Genomic DNA, 18,062 nt, shown 5'->3' with positions numbered 1-18,062 from the left:
CAGATCTGCGTGTCGGCCAGACCGTGACCAGCACGAGGGCAGCCTGACCTGTCGCTGCCAACAGGTTGCGCAGCAACGTCGCGAAAGATCAAAATCGGGCGTCCCAGACCCGCCCATCGGTATCCTGGGCATGGACGGTCACAGGGGCATCGCCGTCATTATAGGCGAAACGAAAGACCGGGTCTTCCGAAATCGAGATTCCGGCGTCCATCGTGAACAGTTCGTCCTGACCCTGCCGGACCTGCAAGGTCTGGATGAATTCGGCGGGGATGGTCAGCAACGTCACCTGATCGCGCTGAAGGCCGGAAAAATTCGGGTGTCGGATCATCAGCGTGCCACTGTCGCGGCCCTGATCCTCGGTCCGGCGAAAACGCATCTCGCCCATGGTGGCGCGGACCTGATCCATGCTCTTGCCCGCAGGCGCCGCACACCCGCCCGAGGCCCGGACAAAGCGCCCGGCCATGACCTTGCGCCCATCGGCCAGCGTCGCGATGGCGCGCACGTCGGAATAGGCATCGACCCGGACCCGCACCTCGAAATCCAGCGGCATCAGCGCGGGGCCAAAGGTGAATTCGGCGGCGACCGGCGCGGGGTTGTGGTCGATGACCAGCGCCAGCGCAACGATGGCCGGGGCGCCTTCGGGTTGGGTGATGCGGACCGGGACCAGCGCCGGATTGTCGGCCCGGAAGGGCGCGGACAGATCAAGAATCGCGGGGTCGATGATCGGCTCGTCATCCGTGCCGATCACGGCAGAGCGCATATCGTCCCATTCCGGCGAAGGCTGCAGCGGGTTTTCCACCCCGACAGCTTGCGCCAGCGCGGCACCCGGCAAGGCCAGCAACAGCGCGCAGGCCAGCGCCCGGATCGGCGCCCCGATCAGCCCCCGCATCATGGCCGTTGCTCGCGTGGCATGCGGCGATAGACCAGCGCAACATCGGTGCTTGCGGAATCTTCGTCAGCGCGGGCCTGCAACTCGGCGTGGAAACTTGAACGCGAACAGACCGGATCGGTCGCCGTCGGATCGCCCGCCATCGCCATCGCCTGACAGCGGCAGCCGCCAAAGTCGATATCGCGGCGTTCGCAGCTCTGGCAGGGATCGGGCATCCATGCCGTGCCGCGAAAGGCGTTGAAGGCGCTGCCGAACTGCCAGATCATCGCCAGGGCACCTCGCGCACATTGTCGAAATCCAGATTCGGGATGGTCTGGGCGGCGTGGCAGGGCAGGACCAGCCCTTCGGGCGTGACGTTCAGCCCGGTCGAGCCCCAGCCCCCCATGCAGCTTTTCGGGAATTTCGCGTGGTGGTCGGCGGGAACATAGTCGATGACCAGCCGCCCGCGCAGCCGCGCCCGCGCCTCGTTCACCACGGCGCGCGCCTGCATGGCCTGCGCCATCGTCGGCATCAGCGTCTTGCGGTTCAGGTCCGCCCAGCCGTGGAACTGCACGGTTGCGACCTCGATCCGGCGGGCGCCAAGGTTCACGGCCATCTCGATCATCTCGGGCAGGCGGTCCATGTTCTGGCGATGCACCACCGCGTTCACGGTCAGGGGAAAGCCGATCTGCCCGATCCATTCGGCGACCTGCATCTTGCGGTCGAAACCGCCCTTGTAGCCGCCGATCCAGTCGGCCATTTCGGCGTTGATCCCCTGCAGCGAAAGCTGGACGTGATCGACGCCGGCGTGATCCAGTTCACGCAGGCGCGCCTCGGTCAGGCCGATCCCCGAGGTGATCAGGTTGACGTAAAGCCCGGCATCGCGGGCATGGCGCACGATTTCGGTCAGGTCCCGGCGCGAGGCGGGTTCGCCGCCCGACAGATGCACCTGCAAGATCCCCAGATCCGCCGCCTGCCGAAAGACCGAACCCCATTCATCCGCCGTCATTTCCGACGAGGCGCGGCTCAGTTCGACCGGATTGGAACAATAGGGGCAAGCCAGCGGACAGCGATGCGTCAGTTCGGCCAGCATCGCCATGGGCAGGCCCGGCGTTACCGGATTGCCGCGAATATCTTCGGCACGATCTTGTTTCATTCACGCCCCCTTACGAAGACCATGCGGCGGTCGATCAGACCATTCAGAAAGCCCCGGACATCTTCGGCGATCTGGTCGCGCGGTGCGTCATATTTCTGCGCCAGCCGGTCGATCAGCGCGCCAAGGCCGGTTTCCCCGTCCAGTTCGGACAGGATCGCATCCCCCACCGCATCCAGTTGCATCGCGCGTTCCGGCGCCTGAAGCACACGGATGCCGCGCACCCGGTCATCCTGCAGCCGCACGCCGCGCGGCAGATAGGGAATGGCGGCGTCGTCCAGATCTGCAGTGGCGGGTGGCTGCTGCGGGGCGTTCATGGCGTGGCGGAACCTTTCGCCAGACCCTCATCCGGGCGCCATGCGCCGGGGGGGATATTGCCCTCAACATAGCCATGCCACAGCGCGTCAAGCTGCGCCCACAACACATCCGTCTTGAAGGTCAGCGCCGCCGCCGCCGCATCCTGTTTTTCCAGCGTATCGGCGTGGTCCAGCACATAGTTCAGGCCGAATGCCACGTCCTTTGGCGCCTCTGTCAGACGGTTGCGGAAATAGGCAAGGCTGGTGTCATCGGCGAAATCGTAATGTTTCAGCAACCCTTCGATCCGTTCGGTGTGGATCTTGGGCGCGAACATTTCCGTCAGGCTGGCCGCGACCGCATCCAGCAGGGGCATGTCGCGGACAAAGCGGACATAGGCATCGACGGCAAAGCGCGTGGCCGGCATCACGCCGACGCCGCTGGCCACATAATCCGGATCAAGCCCCACCGCGCCGGCCAGCGCCAGCCAGCGCCGGATGCCGCCGCCTTCGGTGACGCCGCCGTCATGATCCTCGATCCGCGACCGCCAGCGGCGGCGCAGGTCGGGGTCGGTGACACGCGACAGAAAGGCCGCGTCCTTCATCGGGATACGCGACTGATACTGCCAGCGGTTGATGACCCAGGCCCGCACCTCGTCCGGGGTGCATTGGCCGCCGTGCAGACGCGCGTGAAAAGGGTGCTTGTCGTGGTAACGCTCATCCCCGATGCGGCGCAGGCGCTGTTCGAATTCGGCGCGCGATTGGGGGGCGTTGACCTTGGGGGCGTTCATGCGGAAATCTCCATCCCGTCGCGACCGATCTGCCAGCCGGCGGCCACGGCCTGCGCGGTTTCAGGGCTGCCCGGATCGGCAAGCGGGTTCGAATTGTTCATATGGACAAAGATGCGCTGCCCCAGCCGGACGCCGTCCAGCGCCGCAATGCTGCCATCCGCGCCCGAAACCGGGGCATGGCCCATGCGGCGGCCGGTTTTCCGGCCCAGACCCGCGCGGATCATTTCATCATCCTGCCACAGGGTGCCGTCGAACATCAGCAGATCCGCCCCGTCGATGCGGGCTTTCAGCCAGTCGGGAACCGTGGCGCAGCCGGGAATGTAATAGGCGCGCCTGCCCTGTTGTCCGGCACCGTCCTGTGCCGTCAGTTCGACGCCAACGGTCTGTTCGCCCAGCAGATCGGTCTGCACGTCTTCACCCTCCAGATACAGCGGCACCTTTCCGGGCACCGCGAAAAGCCGTGCCGTCAGGCCGGGCAGCAGCGCAAAGGGCTGGTCCAGCGCCACCGGCTTGCGGGTGACGAATTGCGGGTTCATGGCCTGAAAAATCGGGTTCTCGGCCAGAACCGCCTGAATTGCAGGTGTCGCGAACAGATCAAAGGGCTGGCTTTCGCGCAGCGTCAACAGGCCCGCGACATGGTCAAGATCGCCATTCGTCACCAGAACCGAGCGAATCGGCGAAACCCGCAACCCCGTCGGATGCAGCGCCCGCGTTGCCCCCAGCTGTTCGCGCAGATCGGGGGACGCATTGATCACAGCCCAGTTCAGGCCATCGGCACTGACCGCGATGCTGCTTTGCGTCATTGCCGGGATCCGGCCCGCCCGCGCCGCATCGCAATTGCGGCATCCGCAGTTCCATTGGGGAAGACCGCCACCGGCCCCCGCGCCCAGAATGATGATTTGCATTCAGTCAGATACCAGAAAGCAGCCCTGCCCGTAGATTGTCCGGGCAGGGCAAGGATTGCGCGAATTGTTCAATCAGAACAGAACGGGCTCATCCTCTGCCGGTGCGTACATGTTGATTTCCATGCCGCAGGCGATTTCCTTCAGGGTGGGTTTGGTCCAGGCCATAAGTCAACTCCTCCGATTGATGGCACCGCATGGTCGTGCGATTAGATGAATGTTAGGTTGTGCAGGCTTTCAGTCAACCACCCAAAGGTCGTATATCAGCGGTCGAATTGGTTGAAAGACGTGGAAAAGTCTATGTGATCGGGGTGCCATGTATCACGTTGTCTTGACTGCCTGCCTGATTTCCGCGCCAGAGGCCTGCGAATCGCGGCTGCTGCCTGCGGGCGATGCGCCGGACCTGCAGGCCTGTATCGCGGGGGCCGAAACCATCGCGCGAGACTGGCTGGCGCGTCACCCCGACCTGTCGGCGCAGGGGCAGGATTGCGTGCCGACGCAGGATCTGGCCGCGCTGGAACTGGCCGAAATCGCGGATGGTGTCTGGCTGCATCAGGGTGCGGCGGGCCAGATCTCGGCGGAAAACCGGGGCTGGATCGCCAATCTGGGCGTCGTCATCGGCGACAGCATCGCGGTCATCGACCCCGGCGCCAGCCGCGCGCAGGGCGAGGCCCTGTATGCCGCCATCCGCCAGCACAGCGACCGCCCCGTCAGCCATGTCATCCTGACCCATATGCACCCCGACCACATTCTGGGCGCCGAGGTCTTTGCCGAGGCGGGCGCCCGCGTCACCGCCAATGCCCGCCTGCCCGATGCGCTGGCCCTGCGCGGGGAAAGCTGGCTGCGATCCATCCCCGACCAGATCGGCACGGGGGCGCTGGCGGGCACGCGGCTGGTTGCCGTCGATATCACGATCGGGGCAAGGCAGGTCATCGACCTTGGCGCGCGCGACCTGATCCTGACGCCTGTCCCGCCTGCCCATACCGACAATGACATGACCGTGCTGGACAGCGCGACCGGCACCCTGTTCACCGGCGATCTGGTGTTTCAGGGGGGGCTGACGCCCAGCATCGACGGGTCGCTGAGCGGCTGGCTGGACTGGATCGACCTTGGCCCGCCGCAGGGGCCGGATGGCGCCCCGCCGCGCCTGATCGTGCCCGGTCACGGCCCCGTCAGCGATAGCTGGGACGCTGCCACCGCGCCCGGGCGCCGCTATCTGGACCGCCTGCGCGCGACCATCCGCGACCAGATCGCCCAGGGCGCGGCCCTGTCCGCAGCCATCCCCGAAACCGTCGCCGCCATGCAGGATCTGGCGCCGGAATGGCTGGATTTCGACGCCGTGACCGCCCGCAATGCCGCCACGGCCTATGCCGAACTGGAATGGGAGTGATTGCCAAAACCCCCGCCGGATGAGACAAATCCGACAGGGTCGGACGGGTGCGGCCCGCCGCTTCGGACTGCTTTCGGGATCAGCATCGGGGAAACGCATGTCACAGCTTTTCAGGAACATCCTTGCCGCATCGCTGATTGGTCTGGGGCTTGGCCTGCCGCAAACGGTGATGGCTCAACAAGATCCCCAACAGAATCCGATGACCCTGCTGCCCGAGCGCCGGCTGGATCTGACCGCCGGCTATGACATGCCGGGCGGCGATCTGGGGCCGATCTTTGACACGACCTTGCAGGCCTGCGTGAATGCCTGTCTCAATCTGGACAGTTGCAACGGGCTGACCTTCAACGGCCAGGCCCGCGCCTGTTTCCCGAAAGATGACCGCGCGGGCGCGCCGACGCCCTTCGCCGCCGCGCTGTCGGGCCGCATGGTCACGACCCCGGCCGAATCGATGGCGCTGGCCAGCCGCCGCGCCAATGCCGCCGCCCGTTTCATCACCGAATCCGACCGGCAGGCGGCGCGGGCGCAGGCGCTGTCGATGGCCGCGATGTATCCGCCGGGCGATGAACTGGACCCCGCCGCCGCCTCGGCCCGGGCCGAGGCAATCGGCGATGTCGCGACGGCGACCCGCATGACCGGCCTTGTCACCGCCCAACGCGACCGCCCCGAAGACTGGTCGAACCTTGCCCGGCTGATGCTGACCGAGGGCGAGACCAGCGATGGCGCGCGCTCGCGCAGCATCGCCATGGCCGCGACCAATGCCTATCTGCGCGCCGATGACGACGCGACCGCCGCCCGCGCCCTGAACTGGCTGGCCGCCGCCTATGAACGCATGGGCCGGGGGCAGGACGGGCTGGGCGTGCTGCGGCTGGCCGCCGGACTGGCGCCGAATGACGCGGGCATCGCCGATGCGCTGCAAAAATCGCAGGACCGCAACGGGATGCGCGTGACCGACAGTCAGGCAACGACCGACAGCACCAACCCGCGCTATTGCGTGACCATGTCGCGCCAGTTGAATGCCGGGCTGGATTACGCCGATTTCCTGCGCCTGCCCGCGCAGGACATGACCGTCACCGCATCGGGCCGGGATCTGTGCATCAGCGGGCTGACCTTTGGCCAGGAACTGGAAATCACCCTGCGCGCCGGTCTGCCCGCCAGCGATGGCGAGGTGCTGGCCCGCGATGTCACCCTGCGCAGCTATATCCGCGACCGCGACCCCTCGGTCCGCTTTCCGGGGCGGGCCTATGTCCTGCCCTCGGGCGGGGATCAGGGGCTGGGGGTGGTCACGGTCAATGCCGATCTGCTGGATCTGGTGTTGATGCGCATGTCCGACCGCAACCTGCTGCGCACCATGTCCGAAGGCATGTTCGCCACCCCTCTGGACAGTTGGGAGATGGATTATTTCGGTGACCGCATCGCCTCGACCATCTGGAAGGGGACGGCGGCGGTGCCGCAACCCGCCGATGGCAGCACCCGCAATGCCGAGGTGACGACCCGCCTGCCCATCGCCGCCGAGGCCGGCGATCTGGCGCCGGGCATCTACGTGTTGCAAGCCACCGTCACCGGCGAAAATCCGGGCGATACCGGCGCCGCGACGCAATGGTTCGTGATTTCCGATTTCGGCATCAGCACGCTGTCGGGCAACAACGGGCTGACCGTCGCCGTGCGCAGCCTTGCCACCACCCGGGCGGTGCAGGGGGCCGAGGTCGCGCTGATTTCCCGCGCGAACGAGGTTCTGGCCCGCGCCGCGACCGACGATCAGGGCATCGTGCGCTTTGCCCCCGGCCTGTCGCTTGGCCGCGACGGGGCGGCGCCCGCGCTGCTGACGGTGACCGCGTGGCAGGGTCAGGGGGCGGATCGCGCGCCGACCGACATGGCTTTCCTGTCGCTGACCGATCCCGAATTCGACCTGTCGGATCGCGGGGTCGAAGGCCAGCCGCCCGCGCCGCCCATCGACGTCTTCGCGACCACCGACCGGGGCGCCTACCGCGTCGGCGAAACCATCAATGCCACGGTTCTGGCCCGCGACACATCGGTTCACGCGCTGGCGCAACTGCCGCTGACCGGCGTCATCCTGCGCCCCGATGGGGTCGAACAGGCCCGCGTGCCCCTGACCGACGCGGGCGCGGGCGGCTATGTGTTGTCATGGACCCTGCCCGCCAATGCCCCGCGCGGCACATGGCGGCTGGATATCCGTGCCGAAGCGAACGGCCCCGCGCTGGCATCCGCCCGCGTGCTGGTCGAGGATTTCCTGCCCGAACGCATTGATTTCACGCCCACGGTTTCGGTAACCGACGGGGCGGATGATGCCCCCGCGACGGCGGGCCAGCCGATGCGCCTGTCGCTGGACGCACGCTGGCTGTTCGGTGCCCCTGCGGCGGAATTGCCGGTCGAAGGCGCCTTGTGGATGGTGCCGCGCCGCACGCTGGATGCCTTTGCGGGCTACAGCTTTGGCCGCCATGACAGCGATGCCCAGCCCACGGCCGACAGCATCCCTGGCGGCGCAACCGATGCGCAGGGTCATTTCCAGACCGATATCACGCTGCCCGACGCCGAGACCCTGGGTCAGCGTCCGGTCGAGGCGCGGCTGACCGTCAATGTCCGCGAAGGGGCGGGCCGTCCGGTCGAACGCAGCACATCGAAACTGGTGATGCCGGACCAGCCGATCCCCGGCATCCGCCCCCTGTTCGAGGACATGACCGTCGCCGAAGGGACCGAGGCGCGCTTTGCCCTGATCGCCGCAGGCCCCGACCTGCAACCGCAGGCCGCGCAAATCAACTGGGTCGTGAACCGGGTCGAAACCCAATATGAATGGTATTCGCTGAACGGCCAGTGGCAGTGGGAAGCGATCACCCGCCGCAACCGCATCGGCGGCGGCACCGTCGAGACCGGCAACACCCCGGCCGAAATCGCGGTTCCCGTCGAATGGGGCAGCTATGAACTGGTCGCCGAAATCGCGGGCGAGGGCGGGGCCGGTGCCTCGACCAGCTTTTATGCGGGTTGGGGCGTGGCCAGTTCCGGCACCGATACGCCCGACCGGCTCAAGGTTGCGCTGGACAAGCCCGCCTATCGCAGCGGCGACACCGCGCGGGTGACGGTCGATGCGCTGGCCGATGGCACGGGGATCGTGTCGGTCCTGTCGGGCGATATCGTGTCCTTGCAGATGGTCGATCTGAAGGCGGGCGAAAACACCATCGACCTGCCCGTGACCGATGAATGGGGCGCGGGCGTCTATGTGACGGTCAGCGCGATCCGTCCGCTGGACAATCTGCTACCGGGCGACCGGATGCCCGCCCGCGCGCTTGGCCTTGCCCATGCCGCCGTCGATCCGGGCAATCGCGCGCTGAAGGCCAGTCTGGAGATCCCGACCGAAATCCGCCCGCGCGGCAATGCCACCGTGACGCTGAGGGTTGACGGCGCGGAACAGGGCGAAACCGTCCATGCCACGATTGCGGCGGTCGATCAGGGAATCCTGAACCTGACCTCCTTCACCCCGCCCGATCCGTCGAAACACTATTTCGGCCAGCGCCGGCTTGGGGTTGCGCTGCGCGATCTGTATGGGCGGCTGATCCTGCCCACCGGCGCGCCCGATGGCGCCCTGCGCGAAGGCGGCGATGCGCAGGTGTCGGGCAGCGACGCCCCGCCCCCCACCGAAAAGCTGATGAGCTGGTTTTCCGGCCCGGTCACGCTTGGCCCGGACGGGACGGCGCAGGTCGACATCCCGGTGCCGGATTTCAACGGCGAAATCCGCGTCATGGCGGTCGTGTGGTCGCAAACCGGCATCGGTCAGGCCGATGCGACGATCCTGTCGCGCGACCCGGTGGTGATGACCGTGACCGCCCCGGCCTTTCTGGCGCCGGGCGACAGCGCCGAAATCGGGCTGCGGCTGACCCATGCCAGCGGCCCCGCCGGTCAGGCCCGCATCGCGATCACCCAGACCGAAGGCGACGCCGCCGTCGATGCCGCCCCGACGCAAGACAGCGTCACCCTGACGGAAAAGGGCGAGGCGCGGCTGAACGTCCCGATCACCGCGCAGGACCGCACCGGCCTTGTGCGGATGCGCCTGACGCTGACCACGCCGGGCGGCGAGGAACTGACCAAGGATATCGCGATGCTGGTCGCGATGAACGAACCCGATATCCAGCGGCAGGACCGTCTGGTGCTGGCCCCCGGCGCCAGCCTGACGGTGCCCATGTCGCTGACGCAGGGGCTGATGCCCGGCGCCGATCTGTCCATGGCGGTCGGCAATTACGCGAAACTGGACGTGGCGGGCGCGCTGGCCGCGCTGGAACGCTACCCCTATGGCTGCACGGAACAGACGACCTCTGTCGCGCTGCCGCTGCTGTATCTGCCGCGCCTGTCCGTGCTGGAGGGGATCGAGACCAACAACCCCAACCCCACATCCATCGAGGATGCCGTGGCCCGGATCCTGACGCGCCAGACCTCGGGCGGCAGTTTCGGCATGTGGTCGGCGGATTCGGGCGATCTGTGGCTGGATGCCTATGTCACCGATTTTCTGTCGCGGGCGCGTGAAACCGGCCATCAGGTGCCGGACAATGCCTTCAGATCGGCCATCGACAACCTGCGCAACCGGGTGAATTACGCGACCGACCCGAATTCCGCATCCGCCGATGAAAACGCCGCGCTGGCCTATGCCGTCGCCGTGCTGGCCCGCGAAAGGGCCGCGACCATCGGCGATCTGCGCTACTATGCCGATACCGCGCCCGAAGCCTTCAGGACGCCCATGTCGGCGGGCCATATCGGGGCGGCGCTGGCGGCCTATGGCGACCAGCCGCGCGCCGATGCGATGTTTGGCCGCGCCTATGATCTGGCAATGCAGGCGCCCCCGGAAAAACGGGTCTGGCGCAGCGATTACGGCACCTATCTGCGCGACAAGCTGGCGCTGCTGTCGCTGGCATCCGAGGCGGGCAGCACAGCATTCGACCTGAACCGGCTGACGCTGGATGTGGCCGAACAACTGGCGCGGCAACAGGAAAACCGCATCTACCGGTCCACGCAGGAACTGGTCTGGTCGGTGCTGGCCGCCGAAAGCCTGTCCGAGGACGCCAGCGCACTGACCCTGAACGGCGCGGCGCTAAGTTCCGCCGTGGCGACCCTGCCCGAAGGCGCGGCGCTGGCCAATCCCGGCACCACGCCCATCGAGGTCACGCTGACCGCCACCGGCCAACCGCTGGCGGCCCCGGCTGCGGGCGGCAAGGGCTATGCGATCACCCGCGACTATTATTCGATGGAGGGCGCGGCGCTGGACCCGGCCGAGGTCGGGCTGGGCACGCGCATGGTCACGGTCGTCACGGTGCGGCCCGACAGCTCGGACGGGGGGCGGCTGATGGTGACAGACCCCCTGCCCGCCGGGTTCGAAATCGACAACCCGAACCTGTTGCAGGCGGGCGATATTTCCGCGCTGAGCTGGCTCGAAGCGATGAACGGCACCGATATGGCCGAATTCCGGCAGGACCGTTTCGCGGCCTCGCTGAGCTGGTCCAGCGCCGAGCCGTTCCGGCTGGCCTATATCGTCCGCGCGGTGACGCCGGGCACCTTCCGCCACCCCGCCGCCAGCGTCGAGGATATGTATCGCCCCGAATTCCGCGCCTGGACGGATGGCGGAACGGTGCGCATCGCCCCGTGATGCAGGGGGCGACGCCCATCGCCGCAAAGAAGGGCGTCACCCTGATCCGCTGTGCGCGGGGTGTCTGGGCCTGCACGATGTCGCGGCTTGACCTGCCTGCGGCAAGTCACGCGAAACCGTCCTGACCAAAGCCGCCCCGCGCGGCCCCGGCGACACCGCCGGGGATGGGCGCAAGACCGCCGTTCACGCAGCATTTACCCTGCCGAAAAGGCGAGACTTGCCGGATGGGTCCGACTGCGTGATAATCCCCTGGTCGAGTAAGGGGGGAGGAAGCCTTGCCCGAAGCGCGTCAGGAAACCCGTCACGAAGACCGAGTCTCATCCGCGTCGCAATCGCCGGGGGCGGTGACGCGGCTTGCGGCCAGTTGGCGGCGGTCGATCGTCAAGCACGGGCTGGACCCGGCCCGCGCGCAGGCCCGCCAACGGCTGAGCGATGCGGAACTGGCCCTGCGTCGGGACGAAATGGGCAAGTTCCTGTCCGTCGCGGGGCCGCAGCTTGACCAGCTTTTCCAGCTTGTCTGCCCGACCGGCCGCAATGTGCTGCTGACCGACGCGCGTGGCATCGTGCTGGAACAGCGCGTCAGCGATGGCGATGCGGCAGCTTTTCAGGAATGGGGCCTGTGCCGGGGCGTCAACTGGTCCGAGGAGATCGAGGGCACGAACGGCATCGGCACCTGTCTGATCGAGGAACGTCAGGTGGTTATCCACCGCGACGACCATTTCTATGCCCGCAATATCGGCGTGTCCTGCATCGACGCCCCGATCTGGGGACCGGACGGGCGCATCATCGCGGCGCTGGATGTCAGCAATGCCCGATCCGATGGCAGCGAACAGTGGAACGCGCTGATTTCGGCGCAGGTCGCACAGACCGCGCGGATGATCGAAGCGGCGTTTTTCCGGGCCTCTTTCCCCGATGCGCGGATCATCGTCGCCCAGCATCCGGCGGCAGGGGAATCGGCGCTGCTGCTGGCCGTCGATCAGGACGACCTGACCATCGGCGCGAACCGGGCCGCGCGCCGGGCCTTCGGGCTGGAAAAGGAAGGCAGCCTGCGCCCCCGTCCGGCGGGCGACATTCTGGGCCGCACAGACGAATCACCCGAACTGGCCCGGGCCGAACGCGCCGCCCTGATGGGGGCGCTGGCCCGGGCCGAAGGCAATGTGTCCGCCGCTGCAAGGGCGCTTGGGATCGGGCGTGCAACGATGTATCGGCGCATGTCCAGGCTGGGGATCGACGAAAACCCCGGCCGACTGTCTCAATCGTGAAACACATTCTGCACCGCGGCGCGAATGCGCCCGTTGACGCATCGCGGCACCATTGCCCAGTCTGATCCATATCCCGGCTGGAGGGCCGGATTTTATAGGGAGAGAGAGATGCCAAACGACCAGACGCATGAATTCAAAGGCGTGAACGTCACCCCCTTTGCCAAGCGCTATGACAACTACATCAACGGCGATTGGGCCGCACCGCGCTCGGGCAAGTATTTCACCAACACCACCCCGATCACCGGCGTCGAAATCGGCGAAATCGCCCGTTCGAACGCCGATGACATCGAACTGGCGCTGGACGCCGCCCATGCCGCCAAGGACAAATGGGGCCATACCTCGCCGACCGAGCGCGCGAACATCCTGCTGAAGATCGCCGACCGGATGGAACAGAACCTGGAGCTGCTGGCCACGGCGGAAACCTGGGACAACGGCAAGCCGATCCGTGAAACCATGGCCGCTGACGTGCCGCTGGCCATCGACCATTTCCGCTATTTCGCCGGGGTCCTGCGCGCGCAGGAAGGCACCCTGTCGGAAATCGACAGCGACACCGTTGCATATCACTTCCACGAGCCTCTGGGCGTTGTCGGCCAGATCATCCCGTGGAATTTTCCGCTGCTGATGGCCTGCTGGAAACTGGCGCCCGCGCTGGCTGCCGGCAACTGCGTCGTCATCAAGCCGGCCGAACAGACCCCGGCCTCGATCATGGTGTGGATCAGCGTCATCGGCGACCTGCTGCCGCCGGGTGTGCTGAACATCGTCAACGGTTTCGGCACGGAAGCAGGCAAGCCCCTGGCCTCGAACCCGCGCATCGCCAAGATCGCATTCACCGGCGAAACCTCGACCGGCCGTCTGATCATGCAATATGCGGCGGAAAACCTGATCCCGGTCACGCTGGAACTGGGCGGCAAATCCCCGAACATCTTCTTTGCCGACGTGGCGCGCGAAGACGATGATTTCTTTGACAAGGCGCTGGAAGGTTTCGCGATGTTCGCGCTGAACCAGGGCGAGGTCTGCACCTGCCCGTCGCGCGTGCTGATCGAGGAATCGATCTATGACCGCTTCATGGAACGCGCCGTCAAACGCGTTCAGGCGATCACGCAGGGCGACCCGCGCGATGCAGCCACCATGATCGGCGCGCAGGCATCCAGCGAGCAGAAAGAAAAGATCATGTCCTATCTGGACATCGGTCGTCAGGAAGGCGCCGAGGTTCTGACCGGCGGCAAGGCTGCCGATCTGGGCGGCGAGCTGTCGGGCGGCTATTATATCGAGCCGACCATCTTCCGCGGCAACAACAAGATGCGGATTTTCCAGGAAGAAATCTTTGGCCCGGTCGTGTCGGTGACCACCTTCAAGGACGAAGCCGAGGCCCTGGAGATCGCCAATGACACGCTGTACGGCCTTGGTTCGGGCGTGTGGTCGCGCGATGCCAACACCTGTTTCCGCATGGGTCGCGGCATCAAGGCCGGCCGTGTCTGGACCAACTGCTACCACGCCTATCCGGCCCATGCGGCATTCGGTGGCTACAAGCAGTCGGGTATCGGTCGCGAAACCCACAAGATGATGCTGGACCACTACCAGCAGACCAAGAACATGCTGGTCAGCTATTCGCCCAAGAAACTGGGCTTTTTCTAAGCAAGAAAGCGGCCCCGCCGATGGCGGGGCCTGCGCCTCCGGCGGGGGTATTTTCATGAAAGAGAAACTGGATCAGGTCAGCGCCACGCCTGCCGCGTTGGAATTGCTGGCCGAAATCATCGAAGATCACGGGCCGGTGCTGTTTCACCAGTCGGGCGGGTGCTGCGATGGGTCGTCGCCCATGTGTTATCCGCAGGGCGAGTTCCGCATTGCCGATCATGACGTCCAGATGGGCGAGATCGGGGGGATGCCTTTCTATATCTCGGGGCCCCAATATGGGGCCTGGAAGCATACCAGGCTGATCATTGATGTCGTGCCCGGGCGGGGCGGCATGTTCAGCTTGGACAATGGTCGCGAAAAGCGATTCCTGACCCGGTCGGAAATCTGCCAGATCTGACAGGCTGGCCGCGCGCAGCGATGTTGCGCGCCCCGCTGCCGTTGCTGTTGCCGCTTGGGCGCGCTAATTGACAGCCGAGTCGGCGGGCGCGGTTGCCCGGACATCAGGAGGCGCGCATGGCACATAAGGTCTTTATCGATGGCGAGGCTGGCACCACGGGTCTGCAGATCCGCGAGCGGCTGATGCAGCGCGCCGATATCGAGCTGATCCAGGTCGATCCCGCGCGCCGAAAGGATGCCGATGCCCGGCGCGCGGCGCTGGCCGCTGCCGATGTCGCGATCCTGTGCCTGCCGGATGCCGCCGCGCGAGAGGCTGTGGCGCTGGCGGATGGTCTGGCGGTGCGGTTCATCGACGCCTCGACCGCGCATCGGGTTGATCCGGATTGGGTCTTTGGTTTCGCGGAACTGACTGCGACCGCGCGCGCCCGGATTGCGGATGCCCGGCTGGTGTCAAACCCCGGCTGCTATTCGACCGGCGCGATTTCGCTGCTGGCGCCTTTGGTCGCTGCCGGGCTGGTCGATCCGGCCGAGGCTTTGTCAATCAATGCGGTGTCCGGCTACACCGGTGGCGGCAAGGATCTGATCGGCGAATATGAACGCGGCGAGGCCCCGGATGCCTTTGTCTATGCCCTGGCGCAGCAGCACAAGCATTTGCCGGAAATCGTGAAATATGCCGGGCTGTCGGGGCGCCCGGTCTTTGCCCCTTCGGTCGGGAATTTCGCGCAGGGCATGGCGGTGCAGGTGCCGTTGCATCTGAACGGGCGCAGGCTGGCGGCGCTGCATGACGCGCTGGCGGCGCATTATGCGGGACAGCAATTCGTCAGTGTCGTCGCCCCCGAGGCGCGGGTCGTCCCGACCCGGCTGAACGGCACGAACCGGCTGGAAATTTCGGTGCATGGCAATGACGAAAACGGCTGTGCGGTGCTGGTCGCCGTGCTGGACAATCTGGGCAAGGGCGCATCTGGCGCCGCGGTCCAGAACCTGAACATCATGCTGGGCACGGATGAGGCGGCCGGGCTGTAAACCGCTGATCGTCAAGAAAACGCCGGGTCGAATGCCCGGCGTTTGCGCTCAATCGGCCTTGATCTGCCGGGCCTCGCCGACCAGCATGATCGGGATGCCGTCGCGGATCGGAAAGGCCAGACCCGCCGCTTTCGAGACCAGTTCCTGCCGGGTCGCGTCATAGGCAAGCGGCGCATGGGTGACCGGGCAGACCAGCGCCTCCAGCATGTGGCGGTCGAACTGGCGGCGGCGTTCGGGTGTCGTGTCGTTGTCCTGGCTCACTGGATCGTTTCCTCGTTGTCGCCGCCGCGCAGCGAATATTCCATCAACCCGTCCAGCAACTCGCGCCGTTCTGCAAGGGTGTGTGCCTCCAGCAGGGCCTGTTTTTCTTCCAGACCGAAGGGCAGCGCCATCGAAAGGGAATTGACCAGCATCTCATCCTCGACGGTCTGGGCGACTTCCCAATCGGTGGCCAGCTCATGCGCCTCGGCGTAGCGGCGCAGGCGTTCCAGAAAGCTGTCGCGGTCAAGCCGGGTATCGGCCTCGGCCATGTTGGACATGTCGCGGCGATAGCCGGACCAGTCCACATCCCCTGAAGATAGGGGGTAAATCCGGGCTGAACCTCGGTCAGGCGAAAGCGGGAAATGGCGCGCAGGGTAATCATGTAGCGCCCGTCATCCGCTTCGGAAAAGGCGGCGATGCGGCCCGCGCAGCCGACGCCCGCCAGATCGTCCAGCCCGTTTTCCTGTGGCTGGATCATCCCGATCAGGCGCTGCGGGGTGCGCAGGCTGTCTTCGACCATTTGCAGATATCGGGGTTCGTAGATCTGCAGGGGCAGGCGACCGCGCGGCATCAGCACCGCCCCCGCAAGCGGGAACAGTGGCAGGGTCTGCGGCAGATCGAACCGCCGCGCAATCATGAGAAGATCAGCGATGACAGCCGTCGCCGCCCCTTTTGCGCAACCGGGTCGGTGGGTTTCAGCGCATCGAAGATGGTGATGAGCTGGGCCTTGGCCGCGCCGTCATTCCATTCGCGGTCCCGGCGGAACGCTTCGAGCAACTGGTCGATGGCCTGCTCGACATCGCCCCCGGCATGCAGCGCGGTGGCGTAATCGAAACGCGCCTGCTGGTCGGTCGGGTCGGCGTCGATGCGGGCTTTCAGGTCATCCAGCGGGCCAGCCGATTCCGCCTGCCGGGCAAGCTGCAACCGGGCACGCGCGGCCTCGACCGGGGCGGCATTGGCGGCGGCGGCGGGGACCTGCGACAGCGCGTCTTCGGCGGCCGTCAGATCGCCACCGGCCAGACGGGCGCGGATCAGACCGCCCCAGGCCTGCGGGTTTTCGGGTTCTTCGCCCAGAATCGCGGCAAAGGTTTCGGCGGCGTCGTCATGGGCGCCTTCGTCCAGCATGGTTTCGGCGGCTTCCAGCGCGGCGCCAAGGCCACCATCGTCACCGCCAAGCTGGATCAGCTTTTCGACGAATTGCTTGATCTGGCTTTGCGGGATCGCGCCCTGAAAGGCATCGACCGGCTGGCCCTGGAAAAAGGCATAGACCGTCGGGATCGACTGCACGCGCAACTGGCTGGCGATCATCTGGTTTTCATCGACATTGACCTTGGCCATGGCAACGCGGCCCTTGGCGCGGGCGACCTCGGCCTCTAGCTGGGGGCCAAGCGTCTTGCAGGGGCCGCACCACGGCGCCCAGAAATCGACGATGACCGGCACCTCCATCGAGCGCTCGACAACGTCCTGCATGAAACTCGCCTCGGTCACATCCTTGATGAGATCGGCGGTGTTGGGCTGTGTCTCGGCTGAATCGGTCAGCAGCATGGTGGTCGGTTCCCGTAATCGTCTGTGTGCTTTGGCAGAATATAGGTGCGGCCCGGCCCGCGCCAAGGGCGGGTGTGGCGTCAGGGCGTCAGATCGAAGCTGGCCAGCACCGGAACATGGTCGCTTGGCTGATCCCAGCCCCGGACATCGCGCAGGACGCGGCTGCCGTGGCCGGCATTGGCGATATCGGGCGTGGCCCAGACATGGTCCAGACGGCGGCCCTTGTCGGCGGCGTCCCAATCCCTGGCGCGATAGCTCCACCACGAATAAAGGCGGCCTTCGGGGATATCCTTGCGGGTGATATCGACCCATTTCCCGGCATCCTGCGCGGCGGCCAGATGTTCGACTTCGATGGGCGTGTGGCTGACGATCTTCAGCAGGGCCTTGTGATTCCACACGTCATCTTCGCGGGGCGCGATGTTCAGATCGCCGACCATGATCGAACGCACGGGGTTGTCGGCGTGGAATGCGTCGCGCATTTCCGTCAGGAAATCCAGCTTTTGCCCGAATTTGACGTTCTGTTCACGGTCGGGAATATCGCCCCCCGCCGGGACATAGAAATTGTGGATCACGATGCCCGAAGGCAGGCGCGCGGCGACATGGCGGGCGTGGCCAAGGCTGGCGTAATCGCGATCGCCCGCATCCTCGATCGGGATGCGCGACAGGATGGCGACGCCGTTATAGCCCTTTGCCCGCGCGCGACCATGTGGGTATAGCCAAGCGCGTGGAACTGTTCGACGGGGATCTTGTCCACCGGGCTTTTGCATTCCTGCAGGCACAGGATATCCGGCGCCTCGTCGCGCAAAAGCCGCGCAACCAGCCCCTCGCGAAGTCGGACAGAGTTGATGTTCCAGGTGGCAAGCGTGAACATGGGGGCTTCCTTTTGTCGCGCGACGACC

General features: G+C 66.1%; 13 protein-coding genes and 3 pseudogenes. 6 read left to right on the top strand and 10 right to left on the bottom strand.

Going from position 1 to position 18,062, the window contains the following annotated elements:
- Nucleotides 1-88: 88 nt before the first annotated feature.
- The 6 genes and pseudogenes from PE067_RS12160 to pqqA all read right to left on the bottom strand — a co-directional run bounded on the left by PE067_RS12160 (nt 89) and on the right by pqqA (nt 4,175).
- Nucleotides 89-889 carry a quinoprotein dehydrogenase-associated SoxYZ-like carrier gene (locus PE067_RS12160; RefSeq protein WP_276189626.1) on the bottom strand — a complete coding sequence of 267 codons (801 nt, stop codon included), beginning with the start codon at nt 887-889 and terminating at the stop codon, nt 89-91.
- Nucleotides 889-2,024 (bottom strand): annotated as a pseudogene (pqqE, locus tag PE067_RS12155) (pyrroloquinoline quinone biosynthesis protein PqqE). Before pqqE ends, PE067_RS12160 begins: the two are co-directional and overlap by 1 nt.
- Entirely contained in the window at nt 2,021-2,338 is a 318-nt protein-coding gene (gene pqqD, locus PE067_RS12150; RefSeq protein WP_276189625.1) for a pyrroloquinoline quinone biosynthesis peptide chaperone PqqD, read from the bottom strand. Before pqqD ends, pqqE begins: the two are co-directional and overlap by 4 nt.
- Entirely contained in the window at nt 2,335-3,105 is a 771-nt protein-coding gene (gene pqqC, locus PE067_RS12145; RefSeq protein WP_276189624.1) for a pyrroloquinoline-quinone synthase PqqC, read from the bottom strand. The genes pqqD and pqqC overlap by 4 nt, the downstream gene beginning before the upstream one ends.
- Nucleotides 3,102-4,010, bottom strand: a complete 909-nt coding sequence (pqqB, locus tag PE067_RS12140; protein WP_276189623.1) for a pyrroloquinoline quinone biosynthesis protein PqqB — start codon at nt 4,008-4,010, stop codon at nt 3,102-3,104. The genes pqqC and pqqB overlap by 4 nt, the downstream gene beginning before the upstream one ends.
- A gap of 72 nt (nt 4,011-4,082) precedes the next feature.
- The gene (gene pqqA / locus PE067_RS12135; protein WP_076522366.1) at nt 4,083-4,175 is read right to left on the bottom strand and encodes a pyrroloquinoline quinone precursor peptide PqqA; all 93 of its coding nucleotides are present in this window, start codon (nt 4,173-4,175) and stop codon (nt 4,083-4,085) included.
- 148 nt (nt 4,176-4,323) lie between these two features.
- On the opposite strand from pqqA, the gene PE067_RS12130 reads away from it, so the two are divergent.
- The 6 genes from PE067_RS12130 (at nt 4,324) to argC (ending at nt 15,357) form a co-directional block, all read left to right on the top strand.
- Nucleotides 4,324-5,397, top strand: coding sequence for a quinoprotein relay system zinc metallohydrolase 2 (locus PE067_RS12130; RefSeq protein WP_276189622.1), 1,074 nt, complete (start codon nt 4,324-4,326; stop codon nt 5,395-5,397).
- A 97-nt stretch (nt 5,398-5,494) separates the two neighbouring features.
- Entirely contained in the window at nt 5,495-11,041 is a 5,547-nt protein-coding gene (locus PE067_RS12125) for an alpha-2-macroglobulin family protein (protein WP_276189621.1), read from the top strand.
- Nucleotides 11,042-11,316: 275 nt separating this feature from the next.
- Complete coding sequence (locus PE067_RS12120) at nt 11,317-12,303, top strand: GAF domain-containing protein (RefSeq protein WP_276189620.1); 987 nt, start codon at nt 11,317-11,319, stop codon at nt 12,301-12,303.
- Between the two features lie 108 nt (nt 12,304-12,411).
- Entirely contained in the window at nt 12,412-13,938 is a 1,527-nt protein-coding gene (adh, locus tag PE067_RS12115; protein WP_276189619.1) for an aldehyde dehydrogenase, read from the top strand.
- 55 nt (nt 13,939-13,993) lie between these two features.
- A complete protein-coding gene (locus tag PE067_RS12110; RefSeq protein ID WP_276189618.1) occupies nt 13,994-14,335 on the top strand; it encodes a DUF779 domain-containing protein in 342 nt (113 codons plus the stop codon).
- Between the two features lie 116 nt (nt 14,336-14,451).
- Nucleotides 14,452-15,357: an N-acetyl-gamma-glutamyl-phosphate reductase gene (argC, locus tag PE067_RS12105; protein ID WP_276189617.1), complete on the top strand. Its 906-nt coding sequence runs from the start codon at nt 14,452-14,454 to the stop codon at nt 15,355-15,357.
- A gap of 48 nt (nt 15,358-15,405) precedes the next feature.
- Here argC and PE067_RS12100 read toward each other — a convergent pair whose 3' ends face one another.
- The 4 genes and pseudogenes from PE067_RS12100 to PE067_RS12085 form a co-directional block, all read right to left on the bottom strand.
- Nucleotides 15,406-15,564: a Trm112 family protein gene (locus PE067_RS12100; protein WP_276190021.1), complete on the bottom strand. Its 159-nt coding sequence runs from the start codon at nt 15,562-15,564 to the stop codon at nt 15,406-15,408.
- A 50-nt stretch (nt 15,565-15,614) separates the two neighbouring features.
- Nucleotides 15,615-16,252: pseudogene (locus PE067_RS12095) on the bottom strand (LON peptidase substrate-binding domain-containing protein).
- Complete coding sequence (gene trxA / locus PE067_RS12090) at nt 16,252-17,163, bottom strand: thioredoxin (RefSeq protein ID WP_276189616.1); 912 nt, start codon at nt 17,161-17,163, stop codon at nt 16,252-16,254. The pseudogene PE067_RS12095 and the gene trxA overlap by 1 nt, the downstream one beginning before the upstream one ends.
- Nucleotides 17,164-17,243: 80 nt before the next feature.
- A pseudogene (locus PE067_RS12085) lies at nt 17,244-18,034 on the bottom strand (exodeoxyribonuclease III).
- Nucleotides 18,035-18,062 lie beyond the last annotated feature (28 nt).

It is taken from the genome of Paracoccus sp. DMF-8 (genome assembly GCF_029309835.1).
GTDB lineage: Bacteria > Pseudomonadota > Alphaproteobacteria > Rhodobacterales > Rhodobacteraceae > Paracoccus.
Note: the sequence above shows the minus strand (reverse complement) of the source record. Positions and strands in the feature narration are given on the sequence as shown.

Excerpts from the sequence above, each read along its gene's own strand:
- PE067_RS12160 (WP_276189626.1), bottom strand. The coding sequence starts at position 889 with ATGCGGGGGCTGATCGGGGCGCCGATCCGGGCGCTGGCCTGCGCGCTG.
- pqqD (WP_276189625.1), bottom strand. The coding sequence starts at position 2,338 with ATGAACGCCCCGCAGCAGCCACCCGCCACTGCAGATCTGGACGACGCC.
- pqqC (WP_276189624.1), bottom strand. The coding sequence starts at position 3,105 with ATGAACGCCCCCAAGGTCAACGCCCCCCAATCGCGCGCCGAATTCGAA.
- pqqB (WP_276189623.1), bottom strand. The coding sequence starts at position 4,010 with ATGCAAATCATCATTCTGGGCGCGGGGGCCGGTGGCGGTCTTCCCCAA.
- pqqA (WP_076522366.1), bottom strand. The coding sequence starts at position 4,175 with ATGGCCTGGACCAAACCCACCCTGAAGGAAATCGCCTGCGGCATGGAA.
- PE067_RS12130 (WP_276189622.1), top strand. The coding sequence starts at position 4,324 with ATGTATCACGTTGTCTTGACTGCCTGCCTGATTTCCGCGCCAGAGGCC.
- PE067_RS12125 (WP_276189621.1), top strand. The coding sequence starts at position 5,495 with ATGTCACAGCTTTTCAGGAACATCCTTGCCGCATCGCTGATTGGTCTG.
- adh (WP_276189619.1), top strand. The coding sequence starts at position 12,412 with ATGCCAAACGACCAGACGCATGAATTCAAAGGCGTGAACGTCACCCCC.
- PE067_RS12110 (WP_276189618.1), top strand. The coding sequence starts at position 13,994 with ATGAAAGAGAAACTGGATCAGGTCAGCGCCACGCCTGCCGCGTTGGAA.
- argC (WP_276189617.1), top strand. The coding sequence starts at position 14,452 with ATGGCACATAAGGTCTTTATCGATGGCGAGGCTGGCACCACGGGTCTG.
- PE067_RS12100 (WP_276190021.1), bottom strand. The coding sequence starts at position 15,564 with ATGCTGGAGGCGCTGGTCTGCCCGGTCACCCATGCGCCGCTTGCCTAT.
- trxA (WP_276189616.1), bottom strand. The coding sequence starts at position 17,163 with ATGCTGCTGACCGATTCAGCCGAGACACAGCCCAACACCGCCGATCTC.